This window comes from Rhizobium sp. PAMB 3182 (genome assembly GCF_052908355.1).
On sequence record NZ_CM128607.1, the window covers coordinates 1,740,192 to 1,766,765 of the forward strand.

35 protein-coding genes and 1 tRNA gene are annotated in these 26,574 nt (G+C 62.5%); 12 read left to right on the forward strand and 24 right to left on the reverse strand.

All coding sequences use genetic code 11. From position 1 onward, the window contains the following. The first annotated feature begins 15 nt into the window (after window positions 1–15). On the forward strand, window positions 16–1,014 hold the full coding sequence (locus tag ACU5AZ_RS08650; protein WP_446825593.1) for an aldo/keto reductase: 999 nt from the start codon (window positions 16–18) through the stop codon (window positions 1,012–1,014). A gap of 83 nt (window positions 1,015–1,097) precedes the next feature. Next, window positions 1,098–1,457, forward strand: a complete 360-nt coding sequence (locus ACU5AZ_RS08655; protein ID WP_446825594.1) for a nuclear transport factor 2 family protein — start codon at window positions 1,098–1,100, stop codon at window positions 1,455–1,457. Between the two features lie 52 nt (window positions 1,458–1,509). On the opposite strand, the gene pheT is transcribed toward ACU5AZ_RS08655, so the two are convergent. The 9 genes from pheT to infC form a co-directional block, all read right to left on the reverse strand. Further along, complete coding sequence (gene pheT / locus ACU5AZ_RS08660; protein WP_446825595.1) at window positions 1,510–3,939, reverse strand: phenylalanine--tRNA ligase subunit beta; 2,430 nt, start codon at window positions 3,937–3,939, stop codon at window positions 1,510–1,512. A 72-nt stretch (window positions 3,940–4,011) separates the two neighbouring features. Next, window positions 4,012–4,644 (reverse strand): 3'-5' exoribonuclease domain-containing protein, encoded by a 633-nt coding sequence (locus tag ACU5AZ_RS08665; protein WP_446825596.1) that lies wholly within the window; start codon window positions 4,642–4,644, stop codon window positions 4,012–4,014. Then, window positions 4,641–4,916 carry a DUF2442 domain-containing protein gene (locus ACU5AZ_RS08670; protein WP_446825597.1) on the reverse strand — a complete coding sequence of 92 codons (276 nt, stop codon included), beginning with the start codon at window positions 4,914–4,916 and terminating at the stop codon, window positions 4,641–4,643. Before ACU5AZ_RS08670 ends, ACU5AZ_RS08665 begins: the two co-directional genes overlap by 4 nt. Further along, window positions 4,897–5,133: a DUF4160 domain-containing protein gene (locus ACU5AZ_RS08675; RefSeq protein WP_446825598.1), complete on the reverse strand. Its 237-nt coding sequence runs from the start codon at window positions 5,131–5,133 to the stop codon at window positions 4,897–4,899. The genes ACU5AZ_RS08670 and ACU5AZ_RS08675 overlap by 20 nt, the downstream gene beginning before the upstream one ends. 4 nt (window positions 5,134–5,137) lie before the next feature. Then, entirely contained in the window at window positions 5,138–5,458 is a 321-nt protein-coding gene (locus ACU5AZ_RS08680) for a DUF2442 domain-containing protein (protein ID WP_446825599.1), read from the reverse strand. Further along, window positions 5,455–6,537, reverse strand: coding sequence for a phenylalanine--tRNA ligase subunit alpha (gene pheS / locus ACU5AZ_RS08685; RefSeq protein ID WP_446825600.1), 1,083 nt, complete (start codon window positions 6,535–6,537; stop codon window positions 5,455–5,457). The genes ACU5AZ_RS08680 and pheS overlap by 4 nt, the downstream gene beginning before the upstream one ends. Before the next feature lie 140 nt (window positions 6,538–6,677). Continuing rightward, window positions 6,678–7,082 (reverse strand): 50S ribosomal protein L20, encoded by a 405-nt coding sequence (rplT, locus tag ACU5AZ_RS08690; RefSeq protein WP_446825601.1) that lies wholly within the window; start codon window positions 7,080–7,082, stop codon window positions 6,678–6,680. A 37-nt stretch (window positions 7,083–7,119) separates the two neighbouring features. Continuing rightward, a complete protein-coding gene (rpmI, locus tag ACU5AZ_RS08695) occupies window positions 7,120–7,323 on the reverse strand; it encodes a 50S ribosomal protein L35 (RefSeq protein WP_446825602.1) in 204 nt (67 codons plus the stop codon). A gap of 217 nt (window positions 7,324–7,540) precedes the next feature. After that, complete coding sequence (infC, locus tag ACU5AZ_RS08700; protein ID WP_261932012.1) at window positions 7,541–8,077, reverse strand: translation initiation factor IF-3; 537 nt, start codon at window positions 8,075–8,077, stop codon at window positions 7,541–7,543. 211 nt (window positions 8,078–8,288) lie between these two features. Between infC and ACU5AZ_RS08705 the strand changes: the two genes are divergently transcribed. Further along, window positions 8,289–9,065, forward strand: a complete 777-nt coding sequence (locus tag ACU5AZ_RS08705; RefSeq protein ID WP_446825603.1) for an alpha/beta hydrolase — start codon at window positions 8,289–8,291, stop codon at window positions 9,063–9,065. A gap of 133 nt (window positions 9,066–9,198) precedes the next feature. Further along, entirely contained in the window at window positions 9,199–9,789 is a 591-nt protein-coding gene (locus tag ACU5AZ_RS08710) for a transglutaminase-like cysteine peptidase (protein WP_446825604.1), read from the forward strand. An 85-nt stretch (window positions 9,790–9,874) separates the two neighbouring features. Here ACU5AZ_RS08710 and mbfA read toward each other — a convergent pair whose 3' ends face one another. Further along, entirely contained in the window at window positions 9,875–10,858 is a 984-nt protein-coding gene (mbfA, locus tag ACU5AZ_RS08715) for an iron exporter MbfA (protein WP_446825605.1), read from the reverse strand. 200 nt (window positions 10,859–11,058) lie between these two features. Here mbfA and ACU5AZ_RS08720 point away from each other — a divergent pair, with 200 nt between their 5' ends. The 4 genes from ACU5AZ_RS08720 (at window position 11,059) to ACU5AZ_RS08735 (ending at window position 14,124) form a co-directional block, all read left to right on the forward strand. Then, the gene (locus tag ACU5AZ_RS08720; protein WP_446825606.1) at window positions 11,059–11,472 is read left to right on the forward strand and encodes a DUF3830 family protein; all 414 of its coding nucleotides are present in this window, start codon (window positions 11,059–11,061) and stop codon (window positions 11,470–11,472) included. A gap of 157 nt (window positions 11,473–11,629) precedes the next feature. Continuing rightward, a complete protein-coding gene (locus ACU5AZ_RS08725; RefSeq protein ID WP_446825607.1) occupies window positions 11,630–12,736 on the forward strand; it encodes a TRAP transporter substrate-binding protein in 1,107 nt (368 codons plus the stop codon). A 77-nt stretch (window positions 12,737–12,813) separates the two neighbouring features. Next, complete coding sequence (locus tag ACU5AZ_RS08730; protein WP_446825608.1) at window positions 12,814–13,281, forward strand: group III truncated hemoglobin; 468 nt, start codon at window positions 12,814–12,816, stop codon at window positions 13,279–13,281. Window positions 13,282–13,368: 87 nt separating this feature from the next. Then, a complete protein-coding gene (locus tag ACU5AZ_RS08735; protein ID WP_446825609.1) occupies window positions 13,369–14,124 on the forward strand; it encodes an SDR family oxidoreductase in 756 nt (251 codons plus the stop codon). Between the two features lie 15 nt (window positions 14,125–14,139). Here the strand turns inward: ACU5AZ_RS08735 and ACU5AZ_RS08740 are convergent, their stop codons facing one another. The 5 genes from ACU5AZ_RS08740 to ACU5AZ_RS08760 all read right to left on the reverse strand — a co-directional run bounded on the left by ACU5AZ_RS08740 (window position 14,140) and on the right by ACU5AZ_RS08760 (window position 17,239). Beyond that, window positions 14,140–15,165 (reverse strand): histone deacetylase family protein, encoded by a 1,026-nt coding sequence (locus ACU5AZ_RS08740; protein WP_446825610.1) that lies wholly within the window; start codon window positions 15,163–15,165, stop codon window positions 14,140–14,142. Between the two features lie 73 nt (window positions 15,166–15,238). Then, window positions 15,239–15,625 (reverse strand): hypothetical protein, encoded by a 387-nt coding sequence (locus ACU5AZ_RS08745; RefSeq protein WP_446825611.1) that lies wholly within the window; start codon window positions 15,623–15,625, stop codon window positions 15,239–15,241. Window positions 15,626–15,702: 77 nt separating this feature from the next. Continuing rightward, window positions 15,703–16,224 (reverse strand): N-acetyltransferase family protein, encoded by a 522-nt coding sequence (locus ACU5AZ_RS08750; protein ID WP_446825960.1) that lies wholly within the window; start codon window positions 16,222–16,224, stop codon window positions 15,703–15,705. A gap of 5 nt (window positions 16,225–16,229) precedes the next feature. Then, window positions 16,230–16,808: a helix-turn-helix domain-containing protein gene (locus ACU5AZ_RS08755; RefSeq protein ID WP_446825612.1), complete on the reverse strand. Its 579-nt coding sequence runs from the start codon at window positions 16,806–16,808 to the stop codon at window positions 16,230–16,232. A 53-nt stretch (window positions 16,809–16,861) separates the two neighbouring features. After that, window positions 16,862–17,239 carry a hypothetical protein gene (locus ACU5AZ_RS08760; RefSeq protein ID WP_446825613.1) on the reverse strand — a complete coding sequence of 126 codons (378 nt, stop codon included), beginning with the start codon at window positions 17,237–17,239 and terminating at the stop codon, window positions 16,862–16,864. A gap of 209 nt (window positions 17,240–17,448) precedes the next feature. Here ACU5AZ_RS08760 and lepA point away from each other — a divergent pair, with 209 nt between their 5' ends. Further along, entirely contained in the window at window positions 17,449–19,275 is a 1,827-nt protein-coding gene (lepA, locus tag ACU5AZ_RS08765; protein WP_446825614.1) for a translation elongation factor 4, read from the forward strand. An 8-nt stretch (window positions 19,276–19,283) separates the two neighbouring features. On the opposite strand, the gene ACU5AZ_RS08770 is transcribed toward lepA, so the two are convergent. The 6 genes from ACU5AZ_RS08770 to ACU5AZ_RS08795 all read right to left on the reverse strand — a co-directional run bounded on the left by ACU5AZ_RS08770 (window position 19,284) and on the right by ACU5AZ_RS08795 (window position 22,356). Next, window positions 19,284–19,586, reverse strand: a complete 303-nt coding sequence (locus ACU5AZ_RS08770; protein ID WP_446825615.1) for a type II toxin-antitoxin system RelE/ParE family toxin — start codon at window positions 19,584–19,586, stop codon at window positions 19,284–19,286. Further along, window positions 19,583–19,822, reverse strand: coding sequence for a type II toxin-antitoxin system ParD family antitoxin (locus ACU5AZ_RS08775; RefSeq protein WP_446825616.1), 240 nt, complete (start codon window positions 19,820–19,822; stop codon window positions 19,583–19,585). Before ACU5AZ_RS08775 ends, ACU5AZ_RS08770 begins: the two co-directional genes overlap by 4 nt. 168 nt (window positions 19,823–19,990) lie before the next feature. Next, window positions 19,991–20,281 (reverse strand): hypothetical protein, encoded by a 291-nt coding sequence (locus ACU5AZ_RS08780; RefSeq protein ID WP_446825617.1) that lies wholly within the window; start codon window positions 20,279–20,281, stop codon window positions 19,991–19,993. A gap of 104 nt (window positions 20,282–20,385) precedes the next feature. Then, window positions 20,386–20,871, reverse strand: a complete 486-nt coding sequence (locus tag ACU5AZ_RS08785) for a GFA family protein (RefSeq protein ID WP_446825618.1) — start codon at window positions 20,869–20,871, stop codon at window positions 20,386–20,388. A 92-nt stretch (window positions 20,872–20,963) separates the two neighbouring features. Beyond that, the gene (locus ACU5AZ_RS08790; protein ID WP_446825619.1) at window positions 20,964–21,539 is read right to left on the reverse strand and encodes a transglycosylase SLT domain-containing protein; all 576 of its coding nucleotides are present in this window, start codon (window positions 21,537–21,539) and stop codon (window positions 20,964–20,966) included. Window positions 21,540–21,618: 79 nt separating this feature from the next. After that, window positions 21,619–22,356 (reverse strand): type 1 glutamine amidotransferase, encoded by a 738-nt coding sequence (locus ACU5AZ_RS08795; protein WP_446825620.1) that lies wholly within the window; start codon window positions 22,354–22,356, stop codon window positions 21,619–21,621. A gap of 156 nt (window positions 22,357–22,512) precedes the next feature. On the opposite strand from ACU5AZ_RS08795, the gene ACU5AZ_RS08800 reads away from it, so the two are divergent. Further along, window positions 22,513–22,794: a SelT/SelW/SelH family protein gene (locus ACU5AZ_RS08800; protein WP_446825961.1), complete on the forward strand. Its 282-nt coding sequence runs from the start codon at window positions 22,513–22,515 to the stop codon at window positions 22,792–22,794. Between the two features lie 60 nt (window positions 22,795–22,854). Here the strand turns inward: ACU5AZ_RS08800 and ACU5AZ_RS08805 are convergent, their stop codons facing one another. Further along, a complete protein-coding gene (locus ACU5AZ_RS08805; RefSeq protein ID WP_446825621.1) occupies window positions 22,855–23,208 on the reverse strand; it encodes a BA14K family protein in 354 nt (117 codons plus the stop codon). Window positions 23,209–23,506: 298 nt separating this feature from the next. Between ACU5AZ_RS08805 and ACU5AZ_RS08810 the strand changes: the two genes are divergently transcribed. Then, window positions 23,507–24,931, forward strand: coding sequence for a phosphomannomutase (locus ACU5AZ_RS08810; RefSeq protein ID WP_446825962.1), 1,425 nt, complete (start codon window positions 23,507–23,509; stop codon window positions 24,929–24,931). Between the two features lie 81 nt (window positions 24,932–25,012). Beyond that, window positions 25,013–25,099 (forward strand) — tRNA-Leu (locus ACU5AZ_RS08815). A gap of 176 nt (window positions 25,100–25,275) precedes the next feature. Here ACU5AZ_RS08815 and cydX read toward each other — a convergent pair. Both cydX and cydB read right to left on the reverse strand, forming a co-directional pair. Then, entirely contained in the window at window positions 25,276–25,404 is a 129-nt protein-coding gene (gene cydX / locus ACU5AZ_RS08820) for a cytochrome bd-I oxidase subunit CydX (RefSeq protein ID WP_261931518.1), read from the reverse strand. A 15-nt stretch (window positions 25,405–25,419) separates the two neighbouring features. After that, a complete protein-coding gene (gene cydB, locus ACU5AZ_RS08825) occupies window positions 25,420–26,571 on the reverse strand; it encodes a cytochrome d ubiquinol oxidase subunit II (protein ID WP_446825622.1) in 1,152 nt (383 codons plus the stop codon). Window positions 26,572–26,574: the final 3 nt, after the last annotated feature.

A 26,574-nucleotide genomic window follows, 5' to 3' on the forward strand; every position in this document is an offset into this window, starting at 1 on the left:
ACACAGGAGATTGTCATGAAAACCAGAACGCTTGGACAAGGCCTTTCCGTTTCCGCCATCGGCCTTGGCTGCATGGGCATGAGCCATGCCTATGGCGGCTATGACGGGGCAGAATCCGTCAAGACGCTGCACCGCGCCTTCGACATCGGCGTGACCTTCTTCGACACGGCAGAGGCCTACGGACCTTTCACCAATGAAGTCCTGGTCGGCAAGGCGCTGAAGCCTATGCGAGACAAGGTGGTGATCGCCACCAAGTTCGGCTTCAAGATCGATCCCGAACGCTCGGGCGCACAGGCGCTTGCCGGCACGGATGGGCGACCGGAGCATGCCCGCGAGGTGGCCGAAGCCTCGCTGAAGCGGCTCGGCACCGACGTCATCGATCTCTTCTACCTGCACCGCATGGACCCGACCGTGCCGATCGAGGACACCGTTGGCGCGATGGCCGAGCTGGTGAAGGAAGGCAAGGTGCGCCACATCGGTCTGTCGGAGGTTTCCGCCGAGACACTCGCCAAGGCGCATTCCGTCCATCCGATCACCGCCCTGCAGAGCGAATACTCGCTCTGGACCCGCGATGTCGAAAGCAACGACGTACTGGATGCCTGCCGCACGCTCGGCATCGGCTTCGTGCCCTTCAGCCCGCTCGGTCGCGGATTCCTGACCGGCAAGATGCGCTCGACCGAAGGGCTTGCGGCCAATGACTTCCGCCTGACCCTGCCGCGCTTCCAGAAGGAGAACATGGACGCCAATGCCCGGCTGGTCGCCATCGTCGAGGAGATCGCCGCCGAGAAGCAGGCGACCGCCGCGCAGGTGGCGCTTGCCTGGGTTCTGGCCCAGGGCGACATGATCGTTCCCATCCCCGGCGCCCGGCGGATCGCGCATCTGGAACAGAACGCGGCCGCCGCCGACGTCGAGCTGGCTCAAGGCGACCTAGACCGGCTTGCCGACGCCTTTGCCCCCGACAATGTCGCCGGCAACCGCTATCCGGAAGCGATGTCGGCGATGGTCAATCGCTGAACGGGACGCCCTTAACCCGCTGAATGCCTTTCCGGCCCGAATGTGCTAGAATTCCATTGCACATTCGGACCGGGAGGACCGCCATGAGTGACAGACAGGCCGTTGAAACCGTCGTTCATCTCTATGTGGAAGGCATGGCCTTCGGCAATGCGGGCGCGCTGAAGAAGGCGTTCCATCCGCAGGCCTCGATCATCGGAAACTATCAGGGCGCCGTGGAATGGCTGACGCGCGACGCCTTCATCGAGGCGGTGCTCGCCGAAAAGCCCGCTGATCCGGCCAGCCAGCCCTTCATGGACATCCAGTCGATCGACGTGACCGGCGATACCGCCAGCGCCAGGGTGAGCGACGATTTCGCCGGCCTGCGCTTCACCGATCTCCTGTCCCTGCTGAAGGTCGGCGGGCACTGGCAGATCGTCAGCAAGGTCTATCACATCCATCCATGAAAAACGGCCGGCGAAACGCCGGCCGTTTTCAGTTCTATCAATCGGTCCGCGATCAGGCGCGCAGCACGCCGCCGGTGGTCTTTTCGACATTGGCGACGATCTTGGCCGACAGAGCCTCGAAATCCTCGTCCGTTAGCGTGCGCTCAGCCGGCTGGATCGCCACTTCGATCGCAATCGACTTCTTGCCTTCGCCGAGCGACGCGCCCTCGAAGATATCGAAGACGTTGACGCTGGTGATCAGCTTGCGGTCGGCACCGGTGGCGGCGCGCAGGATGGCGCCGGCTTCGACCGACTTGTCGACCACGAAGGCGAAGTCACGCTTGACCGCCTGGAAGGGCGAAAGGTCGAGCGCCGGCTTGGTGCGGGTCGCCTTTTTCTTCGGTTCCGGCATGGCGTCGATATAGACTTCGAAGCCGCAGAGCGCGCCGGTGGCGTCCATGGCCTTCAGCGTCAGCGGGTGGAACTCGCCGAAGTAGCCGAGCATGATCTTCGGGCCCATCTTGATGGTGCCGGAGCGGCCGGGGTGGAACCATTCCGGTCCGCCCTGCTCGATCTGGATGTTGCCCATCGGCAGGCCGCAGGCTTCGAGCACCGCAAGCGCATCGGCCTTGGCGTCGAAGACGTCGACCGGCTTGCCGCCGCCCTTGGCCGCGTTCGACCACATGCGGCCGGAGCCCGCAAGCGAAGCGGTGCCACGGCGGATGCCGCCGGCAACGCGACGCTGGCCGTCGGGCGTGTCGGTCTCGTAGGTGCCGGACACTTCGAAGATCGCCACGTCGCCATAGCCCTTGTCGGCATTGCGCTGGGCGGCGGCAATGAGACCCGGCAGCAGCGACGGACGCATGTCCGACATGTCGGCGGCAATCGGGTTGGCAAGCTTCAGCTTTGCCGAGCCGCCGCCGAAGAGCTTTGCCTGATCTTCGGAGATGAACGACCACGTGACGGCTTCCAGCATGCCGCGCGCGGCAAGCGCCCGCTTGGCCGTGCGGGTGCGGATCTGCAGCGTCGTCAGGATCTTGCCGTTGACGGCACCGAAGCTTTCGAGCGGCGCGCCGGACACCCGGTCGACACCGTGAATGCGCAGAACCTCTTCCACCAGATCGGCCTTGCCCTCGACGTCGGGACGCCAGGAGGGAACGGTCGCATCGGCACGGTCACCCTTCGTCGTCACTCCAAAGCCGAGCGACGTCAGGATCTTGGCGCTTTCCTCGGCGTGGACGTCGAGACCGGTCAGGCGCTTCACTTCCGCAAACGGGAAGTCAATGACCTTGCCCTTGTATCCGTCATAGCCGACGACATCGAGCTTGGCCGGCGTGCCGCCGCAAAGCTCGAGCACCAGCTCGGTGGCGCGCTCGATGCCCGGAACCATATATTCCGGATCGACGCCGCGCTCGAAGCGGTAGCGCGCATCGGTGATGATGCCATGGGCGCGGCCGGACTTGGCGATGTTCATCGTGTCCCAGAGCGCCGATTCGATCAGCACGTCGACGGTATTCTCGTCGCAACCGGAATGCTCCCCGCCCATGATGCCGCCGATCGACTCGATGCCGTTGTCATCGGCGATGACGACGTTGGCCGGATTGAGCTCGTATTCGCGCTCGTCGAGCGCCAGCACCTTCTCGCCGTCCTTCGCACGGCGGACCGTGAGGTTGCCGGCGACCTTGGCGGCGTCGAAGACGTGCAGCGGACGGCCCTGGTCGAAGGTCATGTAATTGGTGACGTCGACCAGGGCGTTGATCGGACGCAGCCCGATCGCCTTCAGCCGCTTCTGCATCCAGACGGGGCTCGGGCCGTTCTTGACGCCGCGCACCAGGCGCAGCGCGAAGCCCGGGCAGAGATGCTTGTCTTCGGCGGAAAAATCGAGTGTGACCTTGACCGGCGTCTCGCCTTCGACGGCGAAGGACGGCGCGGGGCGGGTCTTCAGCTTGCCGAGGCCGGAGGCGGCGAGATCGCGGGCGATACCGAAGACACCGGTGCAGTCCGGCCGGTTCGGCGTCAGGTTGATCTCGATGACCGGATCGTCAAGGCCGGCATAGGCGGCGTAGGAGGTGCCGACCGGCGCGTTATCCGGCAGGTCGATGATGCCGTCGTGATTGTCGGAGATCATCAGCTCCTTTTCGGAGCACATCATGCCGTGGCTTTCGACACCGCGGATCTTGCCGACCGACAGGGTGACATCGATGCCCGGCACGTAGTCGCCCGGCCGCGCCAACGCACCGACGAGGCCGGCCCGCGCATTCGGCGCGCCGCAGACGATCTGCACCGGCTTGCCGTCGCCGGCATCGACCGAGAGCACCTTCAGGCGATCGGCTTCCGGATGCTTCTCCGCCGAGAGAACCTTCGCAATGACGAAAGGCTTGAAGGCCGCCCGGTCGTCGACATCCTCGACCTCCAGCCCGATCATCGTCAGGCGGGCGCAGATCTCATCGAGCGTTGCTTCGGTTTCAAGGTGTTCCTTGAGCCAGGAGAGTGTGAATTTCATTGGTCGATCTTCCGTGTCATCGCGTTTGAAAGGCCGCTCGGCCCTCCTCATTCATGTCAGTCTTTTGCCGGATCATCCCACCGGTTCGGCATCAAGGTAATCATCCAGCAGGCGCGGACGTTGGGAGGCAAGTCGCAGCAGTCGCTGCAGGACGCTCGCGTATCCGCGCGCATCGTCAATCGCTCGATGGGTGTGCTTGTGATCTCCAAGCCAATCCTCGGGTATCCCATGGTTGCCGGCGAGCATGTTCACACGTCCGAAAACACCCGCCATGAATGTGCCAATGTCGAGTGGACTTTCGTTGAACAGGCAGCGTCCCCAGTGAGCGACATCAAGCACGAAACAACCAGCGAAATCGCGTAAGTAGCGATCGATCCAGATCCCGTCGAACATCAAGGGACGAGCGGCAAAGGCGCGCTTGCCTTCAATGCTCTCGATCCAATCTGCATACTTCGTCATCACCTTTTCCGGTGCTTCCGCATTTGATGTTGCGGCTTCCCAAGCCTCCGGCTGAGTCGCCCACCAATTCATGGTCCGGGGATCGGTGTTCCGATCTGCACGCGGCGTCATCGCCGCCTCAAATTCTCCGCAAATAGTGCCGTCTTGACGGACAACGACCGTCGCAAAACTCAGCATAGAGTGCTTTGCGCAATCCGGACCATCCGTCTCGATATCGGTTACAAAATAGTGCACGAGTTCGCTCATGCCGCCTTCTCCGGTGCCTTCGCACCAGGCGCACGCCAGCCGAGAAACATGCTCTTGACCGAAATTCCCTCATCAACAGCATCCCACCAGATGCCTTCGTGCATCAGTTCGATACTGTTCAGCTGACCCACATCGAGATCGCGCAAGAACGGATACCACCAGAGAGGCGTGGATATTGTGCGGCCATCAGCCAACGTCACGTGCACATCGTGCTCCGTGCACCAAGCCTTCACCGGTCGCATCTCCTCGGTTTCAAATTCCAAAGAAGTCATTCCACTTCTCCATCCACTCTTTGCGGTGCTCTGCAATCTTCCCGGAGAATTCGGCAATCTCCCGACTATTATAGCCGTGTCCGTATTCCATCTCCAAGCTTTCCAGCCAAACCTTGGCTGATTTGCCATCCTTGATGACGTGGACATGCGGTGGCTCCGGACCGTCAGCAGCGTAAAACCGGAACTTATAACCATGCCAGATCAACAAGGTCGGCATCGGATCAGCCCATTCTTTCCGATACGGATCTCAACAATGCATCTGCTTCGAGTTCGGCCTGCGGGGCGACGGCGGCCTTGACGGCGGCTTCGCCGGCGAGCAGGTCGGCAACCGCGATTTCCGCGCCGAGCTCCGGCCAGAAGACGCTGGCCGACATGAACTCCATGGCGTTGCGTTCGGTCGGCGTCGCCGCTTCCAGCGCCGGCGCCCAGCCGACCGGCACGGAGATGACCCGGCCGTCGGCCAGTTCCACGTGCAGGTAGCTGTCGTCGCACATGGCGTCGACAGGCTGCCGGCGGTGATCGTCGGGGGCCACCGACGTCACGACGACAGACCTGCAAACAGCGTCGGCATGTCCAGCGGACGGAAGCCGTAATGGGTCATCCAGCGCGCGTCCGCATTGAAGAAGTCGCGCAGGTCCGGCATGCCGTATTTCAGCATGGCGATGCGGTCGAGGCCCATGCCCCAGGCAAAGCCCTGATACTCGTCGGGATCGATCCCGCCGAACTTCAGGACGTTCGGATGCACCATGCCGCAGCCGAGGATCTCCATCCAGTCGGTGCCTTCGCCGAACTTCACGATCGGGCCGGAGCGGTCGCACTGGATGTCGACCTCGAAGGACGGCTCGGTGAAGGGGAAGAAGGACGGGCGGAAACGCATCGTCACGCTGTCGACCTCGAAGAAGGCCTTGCAGAATTCTTCCAGCACCCAGCGCAGATTGGCGACGTTCGCCTTCTTGTCGATCACCAGGCCCTCGACCTGATGGAACATCGGCGAGTGCGTGGCGTCGCTGTCCTGGCGATAGGTCTTGCCGGGAATGATGATGCGGATCGGCGGCTCCTGGGCCTCCATGGTGCGGATCTGCACCGGCGAGGTGTGGGTGCGCAGCACCTTGCGCTCGCCCTTTTCATCGGCGCCGAAGAAGAAGGTGTCGTGCATCTCGCGGGCCGGATGGCCTTCCGGGAAGTTCAGCGCTGTGAAATTGTAGTAGTCCGTCTCGACGTCCGGGCCTTCCGCGATCGAGAAGCCCATGTCGCCGAAGATCGCCGTGATCTCGTCGACGATCTGGCTGATCGGATGGATGCGGCCACGCTCGGCCGGGGAGGAACGCACCGGCAGCGAGACGTCCACCGTCTCGGCCTTCAGGCGTTCGGCGATGGCGGCGGCCTTCAGATCGGACTTGCGGGCGGCAATCGCCTCGGCGACCTCGTCGCGCATCGCATTGATCTCGGCGCCGCGGGTCTTGCGTTCTTCCGGCGACATCTTGCCGAGCGTCTTCAGAAGCTCGGAGATGGACCCCTTCTTGCCGAGAGCCGATACGCGGACCGCTTCGATCGAGCCTTCGTCAAGGGCCGCGGCAATGTCGCTCATCAGCGATGTCTTCAAAATTTCCAGGTCGGACATGTTTCTCAAAACTTTCCTAATCGTCTGCCGGCGCATTGCTTAATCCGCCAGCAGGACCCTGACAACAGAAAAACCCGCGCTGGCCCTGCCAGCGCGGGTTTCCCAATTCTGATAAAGTGCAAGCTTGGGAAGCGCTGGTCTTAGCCGACTGCGCGTTCAAACTCGTTGGTGGTGCCTTCCGACTTCAGGTACTCAAGCGCCTTCTTGGAGGCAGCAACGAGCGCACCGAATGCTTCCGGCTCATGGATCGCCATGTCGGAGAGAACCTTGCGGTCGACTTCGATGCCAGCCTTGTTGAGGCCGTCGATGAAGCGGCCGTAGGTCAGGCCGAATTCGCGCACAGCGGCGTTGATACGCTGGATCCACAGAGCGCGGAAGTTGCGCTTGTTGACCTTGCGGTCGCGGTAAGCGTACTGCTTGGCGCGATCAACCGCAGCCTTGGCGGTGCGGATGGTGTTCTTGCGGCGGCCGTAAAAGCCCTTGGCTGCCTTGAGGGTCTTCTTGTGCTTGGCGTGAGCGGTTACGCCGCGTTTTACACGTGCCATGTCATGATCTCCTTAAAATCCAAAAATGCCGAAAGTCTCAGAGACCGTTGGGCAGGTAGTTCTTCACGACCTTCTTGCCGTCTGCTTCGGCGAGAACCATCGTGCCGCGTGCGTCGCGGATGAACTTGTTGGACCGCTTGATCATGCCGTGGCGCTTGCCGGCGGCAGCCGCGACGACCTTGCCGGTCGCGGTGATCTTGAACCGCTTCTTGGCGGACGATTTCGTCTTCATCTTGGGCATTTTGCTACTCCGTTCTTCATATTGGTCGCGGACCCGTTGAAGAGGCAGGTCCGACAGCATTAAGAACGGCCTCGGCATGCCCTGCCGGACCGTTCGGAACGCGCGCTTATAACCGCAAGGCTTTGAAAGTGCAAGCCGGGTCCGGCGCTTTGTTTCCCGGAATGCAAAAAGCCGCCCCATGACGAGCGGCTTCGAGCAAAATCGGTCTTAATTCAGCTCAGCGCGGAGCGAGAACCATCATCATCTGACGGCCTTCGAGCTTCGGCTCGGCCTCGACCTTGGCGATTTCCGCCGTGTCGTCCTTGACCTGCATCAGGAGCTTCATGCCGAGTTCCTGGTGCGCCATTTCACGACCACGGAAACGCAGCGTGACCTTGACCTTGTCGCCTTCCTCGAAGAAGCGGTTCATCGCCTTCATCTTCACCTCGTAGTCATGGGTGTCGATGTTCGGGCGCATCTTGATCTCCTTGATCTCGATGACCTTCTGCTTCTTGCGCTGCTCGGCGGCCTTCTTCTGGTTCTGATACTTCAGCTTGCCCAGATCGAGGATCTTGCAGACCGGAGGTTCGGAATTCGGAGAGATTTCGACGAGGTCGAGACCCGCCTGTTCGGCAAGCGCCAGTGCTTCATCGGTGGAAACGACGCCGAGATTCTGGCCTTCATCGTTGATGAGCTGGATTTTGGGAACGCGGATGTCCCCGTTGGCGCGAGGGCCCTCGCTGGTCGGTGCGCCGGCTTTGAAAGGTCTGCGAATGGTCGTGTTCTCCTCAAACTATTGCAGATGACGGTCGAATAGATGCGGATAACTCCGCTTTTCGCGGCAATGTCGTGATTACCCCGGTGAAGTCAATAGCACGCCTTCAAGAAAAAATCACCACCTGTCCGCAGGAGACAGAATCTGGTTTAACACGAGGAAAATTCAACCCTCATGCCCTCAAAAGCAAAGCGGAGCGGATAAAATCGACATGGAATTCCTGACCCTTGCCACCTCATCGCCCGAACGCAGGATCGCTGTTGCGGCACGCCCGGCCACCGACGCGACGGATGCGCCGACGCTCGTCTGGCTTGGCGGCTACCGCTCCGACATGGACGGAACCAAGGCGATCGAGCTGGACCATTTCGCCGAGGAGAACGGGCTCGGCTGCGTCCGGTTCGACTATTCGGGTCACGGCAAGTCGAGCGGCGACTATCGCGACGGCACCATCTCGCTCTGGCTGGAAGAGGCGCTGGCCGTCATCGACCATTATATAAAGAATAGGATGATCCTTGTCGGCTCCTCGCTCGGCGGCTGGGTTGCCCTGCGCGTCGTCGAAGAGATGAAGAAGCGCGGGGACGCCGGGCAGCTTGCCGGCATCGTGCTGATCGCCCCGGCGCCGGACTTTACCTATGAGCTCATCGAGCCCGCTCTGACGGAGGCGGAAAGGGCGTCGCTTGCCGAGCGTGGCTATTTCGAGGAGCCGTCCGAATACAGCGACGATCCGAACGTCTTCACCCGTGCGCTGATCGAGGACGGGCGGCAGAACCGCGTGCTCGACGGGATCATCGAAACGGGATGCCCCGTCCACATCCTGCAGGGCATGCAGGACCCGGACGTGCCCTACGCCCACGCGCTGAAGCTTCTCAATCATCTTCCGGCCGACGACGTGGTCATGACCCTCATCCGCGACGGTGACCACCGGCTGTCGCGCCCGCAGGACATCGAGCGCATGCTTGCGGCCGTCGAAGGCATGGTTGCAGAATAACTTCAATTTTAACCATAAGCCCAATCGGCCATGGTTAACGAAGTCATAACGATTGACTCGACCCGCCTCGACGTTCTTAACTCTTTGTTAAGAATTAGGGGACGGGTTGATCATGACCGGATCAGGCAAAACCATGCTTTTCGTGGCCATCATGGCCATACTGGCATCCGCCAACATCGCTATGCCGGCACAAAACAAGCTGCGTGCGATGATCACCGGCAACATCACCTCCCAGCCGATCGGCCATTACGAATTCTGCAAGATCAACAAGGCCGAGTGCAGCATCCGCAGCAAGGTCGAGCCGGCGCCGAAGATCACCGCCTATGGCTGGGACGTGATCCGCAAGATCAACACCACCGTCAACACGACGATCGTGCCGATGACCGACGAGGAGCTCTACGGCCGCGAGGAAGTCTGGGCCTACCCGACGACCGCCGGTGACTGCGAGGACTTTGTCCTGCTGAAGCAGAAGCTCTTGATGGAAAAGGGTTTTGGCGCGCAGGACCTGCTGATCACCGTCGTGCGCAAGCCGGACGGCGAGGGCCACGCGGTGCTGACGCTCCGGACGTCCGAAGGCGACTACATCCTCGACAATCTCGACAACCAGGTGAAGCTCTGGTCGGACACACCCTACACCTATCTGAAGCGCCAGGCGGCCTTCAATTCGGGCCGGTGGGTGACGATCGAGAACTCCGACGAAGTGCTGGTCGGCGCGCTCAAGTAAACCTTTCGATCTGACTTACGAAAAAGCGCCCGGTGCTCGCCGGGCGCTTTTTCGCATTCGCTCTGTCGGATTTCACGCTCTGCGCTTAACCCGAATTGCCGATCAGGACGCCGGCGGCAAGCACGAGCGAGCCGCCGAGCACGACCTGGAAGGCGGCGCGCAGGAACGGCGTTTCCATGTACTTGTTCTGAATGAAGGCGATCGCCCAGAGTTCGACGAACACGACCACCGCGGCAATCGCCGTCGCGGTCCAGAAATGCGGGATGAGGTACGGCAGGGCGTGACCGAGACCGCCGATCGCCGTCATGATGCCCGACGCCAGGCCGCGCTTGATCGGCGATCCGCGGCCGGAGATGACGCCGTCATCGTGTGCGGCTTCAGTAAAGCCCATGGAGATGCCCGCGCCGACGGAGGCCGACAGGCCGACGAGGAAGGTCTGCCACGTGTCGCCGGTGGCGAAGGCCGCCGCGAAGATCGGCGCCAGCGTGGAGACGGACCCATCCATCAGGCCGGCAAGACCGGGCTGCACATAGGTCAGGACGAACTGCTTGTGTTCGGCCTGGTCCTCCTCCTCGCGCGCGCCGTCACCGAGATGGCGTTCGGTCAGCATGTGGGCGGTTTCCTCGTGCCCCTGCTCGGCCAGCGCCAGTTCATCCAAGAGCTTGCGGGTCGAGGCGTCCGAGGTACGCTTGGCCGCCTCGGTATAGAAGCGGTAGGCCTGCGCTTCCATGGCCTCGGCCTGGTCGCGCATCTTTTCCAGCGACATGGTCTGCATCAGCCAGTCCGGCTTGCGCTCGGGAAAGCCGCGGACGTGCTCGCGGCGGATCAGCGGGATCTCCTCGCCAAAGCGGCGGCGAAACATGTCGATCAGCATGTTCTTGTGGGTGACTTCCACCAGGGCCATGTCCTCAAACACCTTGGCGGACTGCGGCGCCCGGTCCTTCAACATCGCGGCATAGGCACGGTAGATGCGCGCGTCATCCTCCTCCGAGGAGATGGCCAGACCCAGGACCTCCTCCTCGCTCAGGGATTCAAAGGACTTCTTGGATGGGGAAAAAAGACGCAGCATGGAAAACCTCAATTTAGAATTATTCTAAATTTAGTCCCGTGCCCCACAAGCGTCAACACCCGGCGCGCGGACAATGAGGCTTTTGCGACGTTTAACCGCTGCCCGCTGGGATGCCTGCCGGATGATTGAAAGTTTCGCATCTGCGTGAGAAGAGTTCTCACAAAAGCGTAGACATCGAAGCCTTCAGGAAGGAAACCGCCATGCCAGGTCTCATCATTCACGCAGGCCCCTTCCAGTTCCCGGCCCGCTTCGAGGACAAGCGCGCGCCGGCAACCGTCGCGGCCTTTCGCAAGGCAATGCCCTTCGAAAGCCAGATCGTGCATGTGCGCTGGAGCGGCGAAGGGGTGTGGATCCCGCTCGGCGATCGGGATTTCGGCGTCGGCTACGAGGATGCGACAAGCTACCCCTCACCCGGTCAGGTCATCCTCTATCCAGGCGGCGTCAGCGAGACGGAAATACTGATTGCCTACGGCAATGTCTGCTTCGCCTCCAAAGCTGGACAGCTTGCCGGCAACCACTTCATCACGATCACCGACGGTCTCGACCGGCTTTACGAGCTTGGCAGGACGACGCTGTGGAAGGGCGCGCAGCCGATCCGCTTCGAGCTTGCCTGAACGCGCGTCGCGTCGTGCAATAGCCGATCAATATAATAAGCAAATCGTACTAGTTTTGCCGATTCCGGTCTTGCAACGTGTCCGGGAGCGGACTTACAGCTTGCGCGCGCACGGGGGAGGACGTGACGCCAAGACAGTATATTTTTGAGGAAATACCATGGATCGTCGCACATTTTTCAAGAAGACCGGCACCGCCGGTCTCGGCGCAGCAGCGGCCACCGCGCTTGCCGCACCCGCAATCGCCGCCGAAAGCCCCAAGATCAGCTGGAAGATGGTCTCTTCCTTCCCGAAGAACCTCGACATTCTGTTCGACGCCGGCACGGAAATCGCCGAGAGCGTGAACGAAGCTTCCGACGGCAATTTCCAGATCGCAACCTATGCCGCGGGCGAGATCGTGCCCGCGCTGCAGGTAGCCGATGCCGTTGGTGACGGCACCGTCGAGATGGGTCATTCCTGCTGCTACTACTATATCGGCAAGAACCCGGCCTTCGCACTCGGCACCGCCGTTCCCTTCGGCATGAACGCGCGCATGACCAACGCCTGGTTCAGCGAAGCCGGCGGCAACGACATGATCAACGAGCTGCTGTCGTCCTACAACCTCTACGCTCTGCCGGCAGGCAATACCGGCGCGCAGATGGGCGGCTGGTTCCGCAAGGAGATCAACTCCCTTGAAGATATGAAAGGGCTGAAGATGCGCATCGCCGGCCTGACCGGCCAGGTGATGGAAAAGATCGGCGTGACGCCGCAGCAGATCGCCGGCGGCGATGTCTACTCCGCGCTCGAGAAGGGCTCGATCGACGCGACCGAATTCGTCGGTCCGTATGACGACCTGAAGCTCGGCTTCTACAAGGTCGCCAAGTACTACTACTATCCCGCATGGTGGGAAGGTGGCCCGGCCGTGCATGCGTTCTTCAACCTGGAGAAGTTCAAGGCGCTGCCGAAGAGCTACCAGCGCATGCTGACCGACGCCTGCGCGCGTGCCAACCAGTCGATGCTGGCGAAGTACGATGCGCGCAATGCCACGGCGCTCAAGCAGCTCGTCGCCCAGGGCGCGCAGCTGAAGCCGTTCAGCCGCGAGATCATGGACGCCGCCTACAAGGCGTCGCAGGAGCTTTTTGCGGAACTGTCGCAGAAGTCGCCGGAGTTCAAGAAGATCTACGACAGCCAGCAGGCGTTCAAGCGCGATGGCTATCTGTGGGAACAGGTGGCGGAGTATTCCTTCGATACCTACATGATGACCCAGCAGCGCGCCGGCAACCTCTGATTTGCCTCGGCCTCCGGTTCCGGCTATCTCAGGCCGGAACCGCCCGACCGGCGGCGTGAACCGACGGAGATTGCCGGATGAACCCGGAGCTTGCGGCGAGAGCCGCCCACCTCAAGGATATCGAGGACCGCGCCCGCGCCAACATGGCGGCGATGGGTGTCGACGACGCCTTCATCGACCGCCTTGTCGAGACATTCTATTCCCGCATCCAGGCGCATCCCACGCTCGGACCGGTCTTTGCCGCGCGCCTAGACGGGCGCTGGCCGGATCACCTGGCGAAGATGAAACGCTTCTGGTCGGCGGTCGCCTTCAAGAACGGCGCCTATGGCGGCAAGCCCGTGCAGGCGCACCTGACCGTCGAGAACATGGAAGAGCCGCTGTTCAAGGAATGGCTGCAGCTCTTTGCGGCAACGCTTGACGACCTCGGCGTGTCATCGGATGCCAAAGCCTGGTTCATGACAACCGCCGAGCGGATCGCCAAGAGCCTGGTGCTGGCGCTGTTCTACAATCCGGCGCTGGACGATCCGGCCAAGCGCGCCAACTGACCGCGCCTCTGCCTGCCGCGCTGGAATCGGGTGGTTGCGGGACACCGGGCCGTCTACTTGGGAACTCCCTACAAGAGGAGAACCCAAATGGAACTGCAAGGTAAAGCAATCATCATAACCGGCGCCAGCAGCGGCATCGGCGAAGCGTCCGCGCGGCTTTTTGCCAGGGAAGGCGCCAACCTCATCCTCGGCGCGCGCCGCGCCGACCGTCTTGAGGACATTGCCGGCAAGATCAACCGTGAAACTGCGGGACGAGCCGTCTTCATTGCCGGAGATGTCAGCGACGAAGCCTATGCTCATGCACTCGTCGATCTCGCCGAAACCAAGTTTGGAGGTCTCGACGCCGCGTTCAACAATGCCGGAATCGCGGGCGAATACGCTCCAATAGCCGACATGACCACCGAGAATTGGCACTCGGTGATCGCAACGAACCTGAACAGTGCCTTTTTCGCGGCCCGCAAGCAGATCCCGGCAATTCTGCGCCGCGGCGGCGGATCGGTCGTGTTCACCTCGTCCTTCGTCGGACACACGATCGGTTTGCCACGCATGGGCGCCTATGCCGCGTCGAAAGCAGGCCTGATCGGGCTGACGCAGGTCCTCGCCGCCGAATACGGGGTACAGGGGATCCGGGTCAATGCACTGCTGCCGGGCGGCACGATGACGGAAATGGCCGGCGACGACCCCGCCTTTCATGAGTTTGTCCGCGGGCTTCATGCGTTGAAGCGCATGGCAAATCCGGAAGAGATTGCGGAGGCAGCACTTTTCCTAATCGGCCAGCGGTCCTCCTTCGTGACCGGCACCGCCTTTCTTGCCGACGGCGGAAATTCGATCAGCAAGCTGTGACGACCGACGGCTTGCCTACGCCTCAAGCCCCTTCAACACATTGGCGACATTAAGCCCGATTTCAGGGACGCCGTAGCCGCCCTCCATCAGCACAAGCACCGGCAGGCCGCTGACGGCGATCATCTCGCCCATGCGGATATAGTCCGGTGTCTTCAGCTTGAAGAAGGAGATCGGGTCCTTTTCGAAGGTGTCGACGCCGAGCGAGACGACGATCGCCTCGGCGCCGAACGCCTTGATGCGCCCCAGTGCGTCGGCAAGCGCTGCGGACCATGCCTCCCAGGCGGTTCCCGGCGGCATCGGATAGTTGGCGTTCAGCCCCTCGCCGGCACCGGCGCCGGTCTCGTCGGCATAGCCCCAGAAATGCGGAAAGGCATCGGCCGGATCGCCATGCAGCGAGGCAAAGAAGATGTCGCCGCGCTCGTAGAGAATGTCCTGCGTGCCGTTGCCATGGTGGAAATCGACGTCGAGCACGGCCACCTTTCGGGCGCCTTGGTCCAAAAGCCGTTGCGCCGCGACCGCCGCATTGTTGATGAAGCAGTAGCCGCCGTAAAGGTCGATGCCGGCATGGTGACCGGGCGGACGGCAAAGCGAAAAGCAGAAGCGGTTGCCCTCGTTCAGCCAGTCGACGCCGGAAAGCGCGCAGTTCATCGAGGCAAGCGCCGCCTCGTAGGTGCCCTTGGTGATCGAGGTCTCGATGGCATTGGCGTAGTAACCGAGCGCGCCGTCGATGTCCTTCGGCACGATCTGTCGGGCCCGACGGACGGGCAGCACCGTCGGGATCGCCTCGCCCTCATAGCCGGCGGCAGCCCAGCGCTCCCAGGCGGTTTTCAGGAAGTCCAGATAGCCGGCGTCGTGGACCTTCGATGCGGTTTCGAGCCCGTGGCTTGCAGGGGCGACGACATCGGTGAAGCCCTCTTCCCTGACCGCCGCCAGGATCCATTCGGCGCGAAACGGCCCTTCGAACGGCTTGACCAGTTGCCCGCCGTGAAGCTCCGTCTTCGCGTCACGCAATTTGTGGTCTTCCGAATAAAATACGCGCATGCTGCGTTCCCTTTGCCAATACACCGGGAACGCTAGCGCGGCGGCTAAAGCGCCGCAAGCCGGATCGTCCGGGCTATTCGGTCAGGTTGATCTCTTCGGTCTCGCCGCCCGTGCAGGTGTAGCAGCAGTCGTCGCAATCGTCCTTGTCGTCCGGACCGACGCCCCAGTAAGTCTGCTGGTCGCCGGCGACCCAGGCGCCGTAGCAGATGTTCTCGCCTTCCGTGCAGGAGAGCGGGATTTCCTTGGTCTCGCCATCGTCGAGATAGTAGACCTCGCCGCCGCCCGGCCAGACATGCTCCCTGTCCTGGCTATAGAGTTCGACCTCCACCGCATTCGGGTGGTCGTTGCGCATGACGAAGGTGACGTCGGCGGCAAATGCCGGCGCGACGACGAGCACGAGAGCCGCAGCCGTGACGGCGCGGCGGCAGCGAAAAGCTGCCGAGCGAAGAGGCGATTTCATGTGTGTTTCCCCGAAGGCCGTGAGCGGCCGGAGCGATATAGTCATATTTCCGATGGGTCTGGAAGTGGTCCGCGAGGTTAGGCGGCGACGCGCTTGTAGAAAATCGTCGTCGAACAATAGCTGCCGTCCGGATAGAGCGCGTAGTCCGGGATGACGCCGCTGCGTTGCCAACCGAAGCGAGCATAAATCTCCTCCGCCGGTGACCCCGTCGCCGTGTCGAGTACCAGAAGCCAGCGTCCGTGTTTCGCCGATTCGCGCTCCGCCGTTTCCATCAGCAGGCGGGAGATGCCCCTGCCCCTGGCCGCGCTGTGAACGAGCAGCTTCATCAGGTCGCCGCGGTGGGGCTGGTTGGGCTTCATGGCAAAGCCGACCTGCACCGTGCCGAGGATCCTGCCGTCGACCTCGGCCGCAAACAGCAGGATTTCGCCGCGGCCGACCGCCCCGACGATGCCCTCCCAATATCTGCGCGCCTCGGCGGCCGAGAGGGGCGACATGAACCCCAGCGAGGCGCCGCCCTCGACGCCATCGATCAGAATATCCGAGAGCGCCGGAATTGCCTCCAGCGCCTGTTGCTGGTCCAGAAGCCGCACACTGGCCATCGTCGTCATTTCAGTCCCCTGTCTATGACGACCGCATAGCGCGCCGCCGTCTTGCCCGGATTAAAGAAGGCATGGCCCTGGCCGATGTTCATGTGAAGGCAGTCGCCGGGGGCAAGGCGATGAACCACCTCCCCGACGGAGAGCTCCATCACCCCTGCAAACAGCCAGACATGCTGGCTCTGGCTCTGCGCCGCCGTCTGCGGCGGATAGAAGACGCGCGCGCCCGGCGGAAACTCGACCTCAACGATGTCGACGCGCGCGCCCATGCCCGGTGGGGAAACGGAGCGGCGCAGGTATCCCGTCTCCGGATCGGTCCAGACTTTCTGGCTTTCGCGGCGCGACAGGGGATCGGCTGCCTCTTCCGCGCCTTCGAAGAAGGACGACAACGAAAGCCCCATGGCGGTGCAGAGCCTGGCGAGCAGCACGGCCGTCGGGCTCGCCTCCGCCCTTTCGATGCGTGAGATCATCGCCCGGCTGACACCGGATTCGGCCGCCAGGGTGTCGAGCGTCATGTTGGCGCCAAGGCGCAACGCCTTGAGCCGTTGGCCAATCGCCAGATCGAATCCGTTCGCGCCAATTTCCATTATTGGAGATTATTTATCTCTTATAATGGAGTCAACACTGATAGCGGCCGATGTTACTGGACGAGATTGAAGGTCTCGGTCTGCCCGCCCGAGCAGGTGAAGCAGCAATACGGACAGCCGTGCTGATTGCCCTGTCCGACGCCCCAGAAGGTCGCCGCATCACCCGCCGCCCAGGCGCCGTAGCAGATGCGTTCGCCCTCCTGACAGGTGAAGGTCACCGTCTTCGTCTCGCCCTTGATGAAGGAATAGGTCGACTCCACGCCCGGCCAGACCGTTCCGCTGTCTTCCCCGTAGAAGGCCGCCTCGGCGGCGGTCGAGTGATTGTTGGTAACGGCAAAGCTCATGTCGGCTGCATTGGAGATGCCGGCAGCTGCGAGGAGCAGGGCTCCAGCTGTGAGGATGCGAAGCGCAATATGGTTCGGATTGGTCATGTCGATTGCCCCATAACCGCCTCTCAAGGAGGACGCGCCTGAAACTACCACGCGGCATGATCGGTCAGCCATCGGCATCGATATGCATATCGTTAACGGCCGTCGGCCTCCCGGACAGCCTTTGCAATGGGCCGAAATCACCCGAATTTCTGCGCATCCCGCTAAATTGCCGCTTTTCCGGGGTCGAAGCCGCTGCTATATGCGCGACCATGAGCACAGATCCGAACCGCATACCGCTTAACCATATTCGCAACTTCTCCATCGTCGCCCATATCGACCATGGGAAATCGACGCTGGCCGACCGTCTGATCCAGACCTGCGGCGGCCTTGCCGAACGCGAAATGTCGGAGCAGGTGCTCGACAACATGGAGATCGAGCGCGAGCGCGGCATCACCATCAAGGCGCAGACGGTGCGCCTGCACTATATCGCCAAGGATGGCGAGACCTATGTGCTGAACCTGATCGACACGCCCGGCCATGTCGACTTCGCCTATGAAGTGTCCCGCTCGCTTTCGGCCTGCGAAGGCTCGCTGCTGGTGGTCGATGCTTCGCAGGGTGTGGAGGCGCAGACGCTTGCCAACGTCTATCAGGCGATCGACAACAACCACGAGCTGGTGACGGTCCTCAACAAGATCGACCTGCCAGCGGCCGAACCCGATCGGATCAAGGAACAGATCGAGGAAGTGATCGGCATCGATGCCTCCGAGGCGGTGCTGATTTCGGCCAAGACCGGCCTCGGCATTCCCGATGTGCTGGAAGCCATCGTCAACAAGTTGCCGGCCCCCAAGAGCGAGGGCGGCGCCAGTGCACCGCTGAAAGCGCTGCTCGTCGACAGCTGGTACGACACCTATCTCGGCGTCATGGTTCTCGTGCGCGTGCTCGACGGCGAGCTGAAGCGCGGCCAGACGATCCGCATGATGGGAACGGACGCCAAGTACCAGGTCGAGCGCGTCGGCGTGCTGACACCGAAGATGCTGACCGTGGAAAGCCTCGGCCCCGGCGAGATCGGCGTCTTTACCGGCTCGATCAAGGAAGTGGCCGACACCCGCGTCGGCGATACCATCACCGAGGACAAGCGCCCGACCGCCAAGATGCTGCCGGGCTTCAAGCCGGCCCAGCCGGTGGTGTTCTGCGGCCTGTTCCCGGTCGACGCCAATGATTTCGAGGACCTGCGCGCCGCCGTCGGCAAGCTCCGGCTGAACGACGCCTCGTTCTCCTTCGAGATGGAAAGCTCGGCAGCGCTCGGCTTCGGCTTCCGCTGCGGCTTCCTCGGCCTCCTGCATCTTGAAATCATCCAGGAACGGCTGGAGCGCGAATTCGATCTCGACCTGATCGCCACGGCCCCTTCCGTTGTCTATGAGCTGACGATGACGGACGGCTCGCAGCGCGAGCTGCACAACCCGGCCGACATGCCGGACGTGGTCAGGATCTCCGAAATCCGCGAACCGTGGATCAAGGCCACGATCCTGACGCCGGACGATTATCTCGGCGGCATCCTGAAGCTCTGTCAGGACCGGCGCGGCATCCAGACGGACCTGACCTATGTCGGCAGCCGGGCGATGCTGACCTACGAATTGCCGTTGAACGAAGTGGTGTTCGATTTCTACGACCGGCTGAAGTCGATCTCGAAGGGCTATGCCTCCTTCGACTATCACCTCGACGGCTACCGGGCCGGCAACCTCGTGAAGATGTCGATCCTCGTCAACGGCGAGCCGGTGGATGCGCTGTCCATGCTGGTGCACCGCATGGCCGCCGAAAAGCGCGGCCGCGACATGTGCGAGAAGCTCAAGGAGCTGATCCCCAAGCACATGTTCAAGATCCCGATCCAGGCAGCCATCGGCGGCAACGTGATTGCCCGCGAGACGATCTCGGCGCTGCGCAAGGACGTGACGGCAAAATGCTACGGCGGCGACGCCACCCGCAAGCGCAAGCTTCTGGAAAAGCAGAAGGCCGGCAAGAAGCGCATGCGCCAGTTCGGCAAGGTGGAAATCCCGCAGGAAGCGTTCATCGCAGCGCTGAAGATGAGCGACGAGTGAGGCGGCGCCTAGCCGCCTTCACGCGCCAGAATGCGGGCCCAGTTCTGACGGCTTCCCAGCAAACGAACGATCAGGATGCCGTCCGGATTTGCCAGATAGACGATGACGTGACTGGCGTGGAAGTGGATGCGGACTGGCGGATGAAATTCCGCGTGCTCCCGCCCTACTGAAGGCATGTCGGCCAACATAAGAAGTGTTGTCTCTAACTCCGCATGATATCGCTCGGCCTGGCTGATGCCGAAGGCCTCAACTCCGAAGGCATATATACCGAGAAAATCTTCTTCGGCCTGCGCGGTGAACCGCAACTTCATTTTGCAGCACGACGGCGCGCTTCCGCCAAAAGTTCCGTCAGGCTGCGCGTGCCGACGCCACTTTCCAGCCCTTCATCAATCAGCTTTTGCATCTCCACGATACCCTGCTGACGCTCCTGGTCCCGCCGAATGAGGTCGCGGACATAATCGCTGGCATTGCCATAGCGGCCACCTCTCGACTGCTCTTCCACCCAATTCTTCATCTGCTCAGGGAGAGAAATATTCATCGTGGCCATGGTCGCTTCCTTTTTATGGCAGATATTGCCAAAATTTGCCATGACCTACAAGAGTGAATGCTAAAGCCGCGCGAATGGATTTCGATCGCCGAACACTCGCGCATATACAAACGAAAACCGCCCGCCTCCATCCGGAAGCGAGCGGTTTTTCTTATCGGTCGAAGACCGTTAGTTCGAACCCGGGGCGGCCGGGGCAGCGGGAGCCGCATCGTTGGCGGCCGGAGCTTCCGGGGCGGCCGGCTTGACGTCCGGTGCCTGTTCCGTCGTTGCCGGCGGCGTGGTGGAGGCGGTCGTGCCCGGATCGGTGCTCGGCGTGCCCATGATCGCCCAGACGGCGATGACGACCACGGCGATGGCGCCGACGGCTACCCAGGTGACCGAGCCGCCGCGACGCGGAGGCTCCGGCGGCGGCGAATAGGGATTGGGGTTCGGGTTGTTCAGGTTGGGATCATAGGTCATGGCTCTCTCCTTTTCATTCAGTGACAGGAGAATGCGCGACCCACAGCGCTGGTTCCGTTGCCTCGGAATTACCTTTGTTGCGGCGAAATCGGGGCTGCGTCGATTTAGCGCGCCGCCTTTGCCTTTGCGCGGGCGGCGTCACGGCGGGCCCAGCTATCCGCGGGCCAGAGAGCCTTCATGTCGTAGTACTCCTCGAAGGCGTTCGCGCCGTCGGGAAGGACCACCCAGGGCATTTTCGAGCGCGTGAAGATATGGACGTCGGGAACGAGGGAGGAAGGATCGTCGAGCGCGGCGACCCGGACGAAGAGCATCCAGCCGCGCCGCCCGTAATCGCTCCACAGGGCGGATCCGCAATCGGGGCAGCGATGGATATCGTGGGGATGGCCGCTGTCGGTGGCCATTTCAACGGCGACCGGCGTTCCCTTGAGCACCTCGATCCGGTCCGCCTCGATGATCGCATTGATCGCAAAGGCGCTGCCCGTCTGCCGCTGGCAGTCCTTGCAGTGGCAGCAATGGATGAACATCGGCCGCCCGTGCTGGCGAAAGCGGACGCCGCCGCAGAAGCATTGCCCTTCGAAGATCTCGTCCATGCCTGCCCTCCCCGGCAGCAGCAGGATTGCCGCCGTTCGATTTACGCCCGATCAGCCGGGCGTTTCAAGATGGACGCGCTGAAGCCCCGCCGTCAGCCGGGGCACTGCTGAAGCTGGGCAGCATAGGTGCTGGTGATCGAATTCATCTTGGCGGCCGTCCGCTGTGCCGTCGAATTGCCCCGCCAGGACCCCTTCGAATAGCCGGTGTGGCCGACATAATAGGCGAGATAGAGATTGTAGGGATCGTTGAGCTGAATGCCGTTCTGCAGATGGCTCTGGTAGTGATACCAGCCGATGAACTGGATGGCGTCCGAGAAGCTCGTGCGGTTGGCGGCAAAGCGGCCCGTCTCGCGCTTGTAGCGATCCCAGGTGCCGTCGAGCGCCTGCGAATAGCCGAAGGCCGAAGACTGCCGCTTCCAGGGAATGAAGCCGAACAGCTTCGTGCGCGGCGGCTTGGCGCGGCCGTTGAAACTCGATTCGACGTAGATGGTCGCCATCAGCACCGGCACCGGAACGCCGTATTCGCGCTCGGTCGCCTCGGCGGCCCGACGCCAGTTGTTGAACAGGCCGTCGCGCTGCTCGAAGATGGCGCAGGCATTGCGGGTCTGGGACGGTGGCGCGGCACAGGCCGCGAGCGAAAGCAAAAGGCAGATCGCCAGGAAACGCATAACAAAACTCCCGGATTCGAGAGATTTATAAATCGTAAAGATTAACGATCAGTTTTTAGCGAGCCGATAGAAATTGGGGTCAGACGGCCACGGCCTCGGACCGGCGCGCGGCCTGCCGCCGCGCCACGCCGATCCATGCCCGCGCAATCGCCATTCCCGATGCATGGGCCGGTGCGCCATGCAAGGCGGCCTCACCGGCATGGCGGCGCGGCCAGTCGGGATCCATCCTCAGGGCGGCATCGGCAAACTCCGTGCTCCAGCGCTCCACCACCCTTGTTCCCGCCTCGAAATGGCACTGGAAGCCATAGGCAGCCTCTCCGACGCGAAATGCCTGATTGGGAACGGTTGCACCTGCCGCGAGGTGGACCGCGCCCTGCGGCAGCGTGAAGGTGTCGTCATGCCATTCGAAGGCGCGGAAGCCGCCTGCAAGGCCGCTAAGCAGTTGATCGCGGGCACCCTCCGCCGTCGGCGCAATTTCGCACCAGCCGAATTCCGTCGCCGTCCCGACGATATTGGCGGCACCATAGGCGCGTGCCAGAATCTGACTGCCGAGGCAGATGCCGAGTACTGCCTTGCCGCAATCGCCGAAATCGCGCATCAGGCGGGCAAGCGCTGGAAGGTAGGGGTGCGCCTCGTCGTCCAGCGCATTCTGGGTCCCGCCAAAGACAATCAGCGCATCGAAATCCGTATGGCCTGCCGGCAGCGCGTCACCGGCATAAGGACGACGGATGACAGGAGCAATCCCGGCCTCCGCCAGCGCCTCGCCAACGAGACCATGCTCGGTGCCGGCCATGTTTTCGACGGCGAGTATGCGCATGCCTAATCCTCGGGACGTTTTGCGAAATCGGGAGAAGATGACCATGTTCGCCAAAGCGCCGCAAGGGCCCGGCCTGCAGAAACCACGGACAAATCTGTTGCCGGCGGGCGGGCGGCTGATACGATTGCCACACGCCACTTGAAAGACTGGATGACCATGGACCGGAAATACCGCATCTCGATCCTCTACTGCACGCAGTGCAACTGGCTGCTGCGCTCCGCCTGGATGGCGCAGGAGCTGCTCTCGACCTTCTCCGATGTGCTGAGCGAGGTCGCCCTGGTGCCCGGCACGGGCGGCATTTTCGAGATCCGGATCGACGACGATCTTCTGTGGGAGCGCAAGCGAGACGGCGGCTTCCCCGGTCCGAAGGAGCTCAAGCAGCGGGTGCGCGACGTCATCGAACCGGGGCGCGACCTCGGCCACACCGACAGGTCCTGATGTGAAAAAGCGGGGCGCAAGGCCCCGCTTCATCAGCGTTCGTATTGTCGCTTCGCGGCCTCAGCCCCACGGCGAATGGCACACCCTGTAGTCGCCGCTATAGGAGAGGAAGCGGTTGGTGCGCGGATTGTAGGACCGGTAGCGGTCGAGGCACCAGCGGACATGCCGGTTCCAGTATCCGCCCGGAGCAGGCCGCGGTGGCGGCGGAAGCGGGCGAATTTGGCGAGGACCGCCACGCCAGTAGCAGTTGCGGTAGATGTCGCAGACCCAGCGAACGTCCTGGACGTTGCCGCTCACTCCGCCACCGGCGGCAACGGCCGGCGGAGACGCGACGAACGCGCCCGCGGGCGTCGCCGGCGCAACAGCCGCGACGCTCATGACAATACCAGCAGCTATTCTTGCAATCTTCTGCATGAGGCACTCCTTCCCAATGATGGGGTTGTTAACGCGATCCCGCCGCTTTGTTATTCATGCCAGCCCCCAATTGAAGCACAAAACCGTCGATTGTCGACAGAAATCTTGCCTACCGGTGGTCATGAGCCAAGAGGCGTCCTATCTCAGAACTACCGGCGAGAAACGACGAAGCCTGACGATTGTTCCGCATTGAGCGGTGCGATCCAGTCAAAACTTTGCATTCTCGGCCATGACTTCTATACCGATTGCGGCCCGATGACGGCCGCACGCGATACCGACGAGGGAGAGAAAGTTGAGCCTGAAATTTGGAACCAGCGGCCTGCGCGGCCTTGCCACCGAGCTTGCCGGCAAGCCGGCGACGATCTACGCGACGGCGTTCGCAAGGCATCTCCTCCAATCCGGACATGCCAATAACGGCGACGCGGTGCTGATCGGCCAGGACTTCCGGCCCTCCAGCCCCGCCATCGCCGCCGCCTGCGCCGCCGCCCTTTCCGATGCCGGCTTGCGCCCGATCAACTGCGGCACACTGCCGACGCCGGCGCTGGCGCTCTACGGGCTGAAGACAGGCGCCGCCTCGCTGATGGTCACCGGCTCGCACATCCCCGCCGACCGAAACGGGATCAAGTTCTACCTGCCGTCCGGCGAGATCGACAAGCACGACGAGGCCGCCATTACGGCGCTCGCCGCCGAGGTGGAGGCGGAAACGTTTTCCACCCCCGCCGATGCGGACATGGAAGATGCCAGCGAGCGGGCGATGGCGGTGTTCTTCGACCGCAACCGTGCCCTGCTGTCGCCAGGCACACTCTCCGGCATGACGATCGGCGTCTACGAGCATTCCACCGTGGCGCGCGATCTTCTGGCCGACCTCCTGGAACAGTATGGGGCGACCGTGAAGCGGCTTGGGCGCTCCGAAACGTTCATCCCGGTCGACACCGAGGCCGTCTCTGCCGAGACCATCGACAAGCTGAAGACATGGGCGCGCGCGGAAAAGCTCGACGCCATTGTCTCGGCCGACGGTGACGGCGACCGGCCGCTAGTGGCCGACGAGACCGGAACGCCGCTTCGGGGCGATCTTCTCGGCCTGATCGCCGCCGGCTTCCTCGGCGCCAAGGTTGTCGTTACCCCGGTCACCTCCAATTCCGGCATCGAAGGCGCCGGGCGCTATGAGGTGGTGCGCACCCGGGTCGGCTCGCCCTACGTCATTGCCGGCATGCTGGACGCGCTCGCCGACGGCAAGGACGGCGTGATGGGCTTCGAGGCCAATGGCGGGCTTCTGACCGCATCGCCGTTCCTCTTGAACGGCCGGACGCTCAATCCACTGCCGACGCGCGACTGCTTCGTGCCGATCCTCGCCTGCCTGGCGCGTGCCGCGACGAGCGGCCAGAGCCTGTCTGCCGTCGCCGCCGACTACCGGTTGCCCGTGGCGGCCGCGGACCGGCTGGAGAACTTTGCGCAGGAACGCTCCGCCGCGCTCATGCAGCATCTCAGGGCATCGCGCGAAAACCTGGCCGGCTTTCTTGCCGACATCGGCGAGGTCGAATCGACCAGCGACATCGACGGCCTGCGGGTGTCTCTCAAGGACGGCCGGACGATCCATTTCCGCCCGTCGGGCAACGCGCCGGAAATGCGCTGCTACGTCGAAGCCGGGAGCGAGGAAGCGGCCTCCGCACTGCTGGACAAGGGGTTGCGGACGATCCGCGCCTTCGCCGCCGCAAGCCCTTGAAAATTCTTTTCCGGCTTTGTCGCGAAAACTTCAAAATGCCTGTTGACAGCAGGCGCTCCTCCTCTTACATCGCTCCCCGTCGCCCAGATGGCGGAATTGGTAGACGCGCCAGCTTCAGGTGCTGGTACTCGCAAGGGTGTGGAGGTTCGAGTCCTCTTCTGGGCACCAATTTCATGTTTCGGACTGTTCCGGAAAAATACAAAAACCCCGCCTAGGCGGGGTTTTTTGTTGTCTTCTTTCTTGCGAGCAGCTTGCTCTTTCTGCCAACAGAAATCCGTCTGTAAACGGCAATGCCCTCGGCGGCATTCGAGCCGTCGAGGGCACCCTGTGAGCGCCGTTGGGGTTCAGCCGCGCTCTTTCTCGTCACCGGATTCGATGAAGCGGCGGTCGTCCTGCAGTTCGAGCCAGATGGCGTTGAGGACGGCGAAGAGGGCGGCCAGCGGCAGGCCGAGTATCCATGCGAAATACCACATATCAGATGTCCTTTCTCAATAGACGACGTCGCTGGCTTCGGTGACGCTCTTCTCGGTCACCTTGCCCCACAGGACCTTGTAGACCCATGCCGTGTAGGCGAGGATGATCGGCACGAAGATCACCGCCGACACCAGCATGACGAACAGGGTCTGGTGCGACGACGAGGCGTCCCACACCGTCAGCGACGAACTGGGCGCGATCGACGACGGCAGGATGAAGGGGAACATGGTGAGCCCCACCGACGAGATGACGCCGATGATCGAAAGCTTGGAGAACAGCAGCGTCGAGACCTCGCGGCCGGCCCGCAGGCCGAGGAAGGCCAGGAAGGCGCCGGCAAAGCCGAGGATCGGCGAGACGATGATCCACGGTCGGGCCGAATAGGCTGCCATCCAGGAGCCCTGGCGGACGACCTCGCTGAGGAGCGGGTTCGAAGGTCCGTTGGCAAGCGGGGGGACGCTGAAGGCATAGGCCTGGATGCCTGCTGCCAGCCAGACGCCGGCCAGCGCGTATCCTGCCATCATGACAAGGGCCGCAACTGCGCCGTAGCGGCGCGCCCGGGCCTGTACGGCACCTTCCGTCTTCAGGTTCAGCCATGCCGCGCCATGCATGACGATCATCGACAGCGAGACTACGCCGGCCAGAAGCGCGAAGGGGTTCAGGAGGCCGAAGAAGGTTCCGTCGTAGAAGATCATCAGATCGTCGTTGAAGCGGAACGGCACGCCCTGCAGCACATTGCCCATGGCGACGCCGAAGATCAGCGCCGGCACCGCGCCGCCGATGAAGAGCGCCCAGTCCCAGCCATTGCGCCAGGTGGCGCTGTCGCGCTTCGAGCGATACTTGAAGCCGACCGGCCGCAGGATGAGGGCCGCGAGGATGGCGAACATGGCCAGGTAGAAGCCGGAAAAGCTGACCGCATAGAGCGGCGGCCAGGCGGCGAAGATGGCGCCGCCGCCGAGAATGAACCAGACCTGGTTGCCTTCCCAGACGGGGCCGATCGTGTTGATGGCGACGCGCCGTTCGGTGTCGGTCTTGCCGACGAAGGGGATGAGCGCGCCGACGCCCATGTCGAAGCCGTCGGTCAGGGCAAAGCCCGTCAACAGGACGCCAAGCAGCACCCACCAGATGACGCGCAGGACATCGAATCCAATCAGTTCAAAGAGAATCATGAT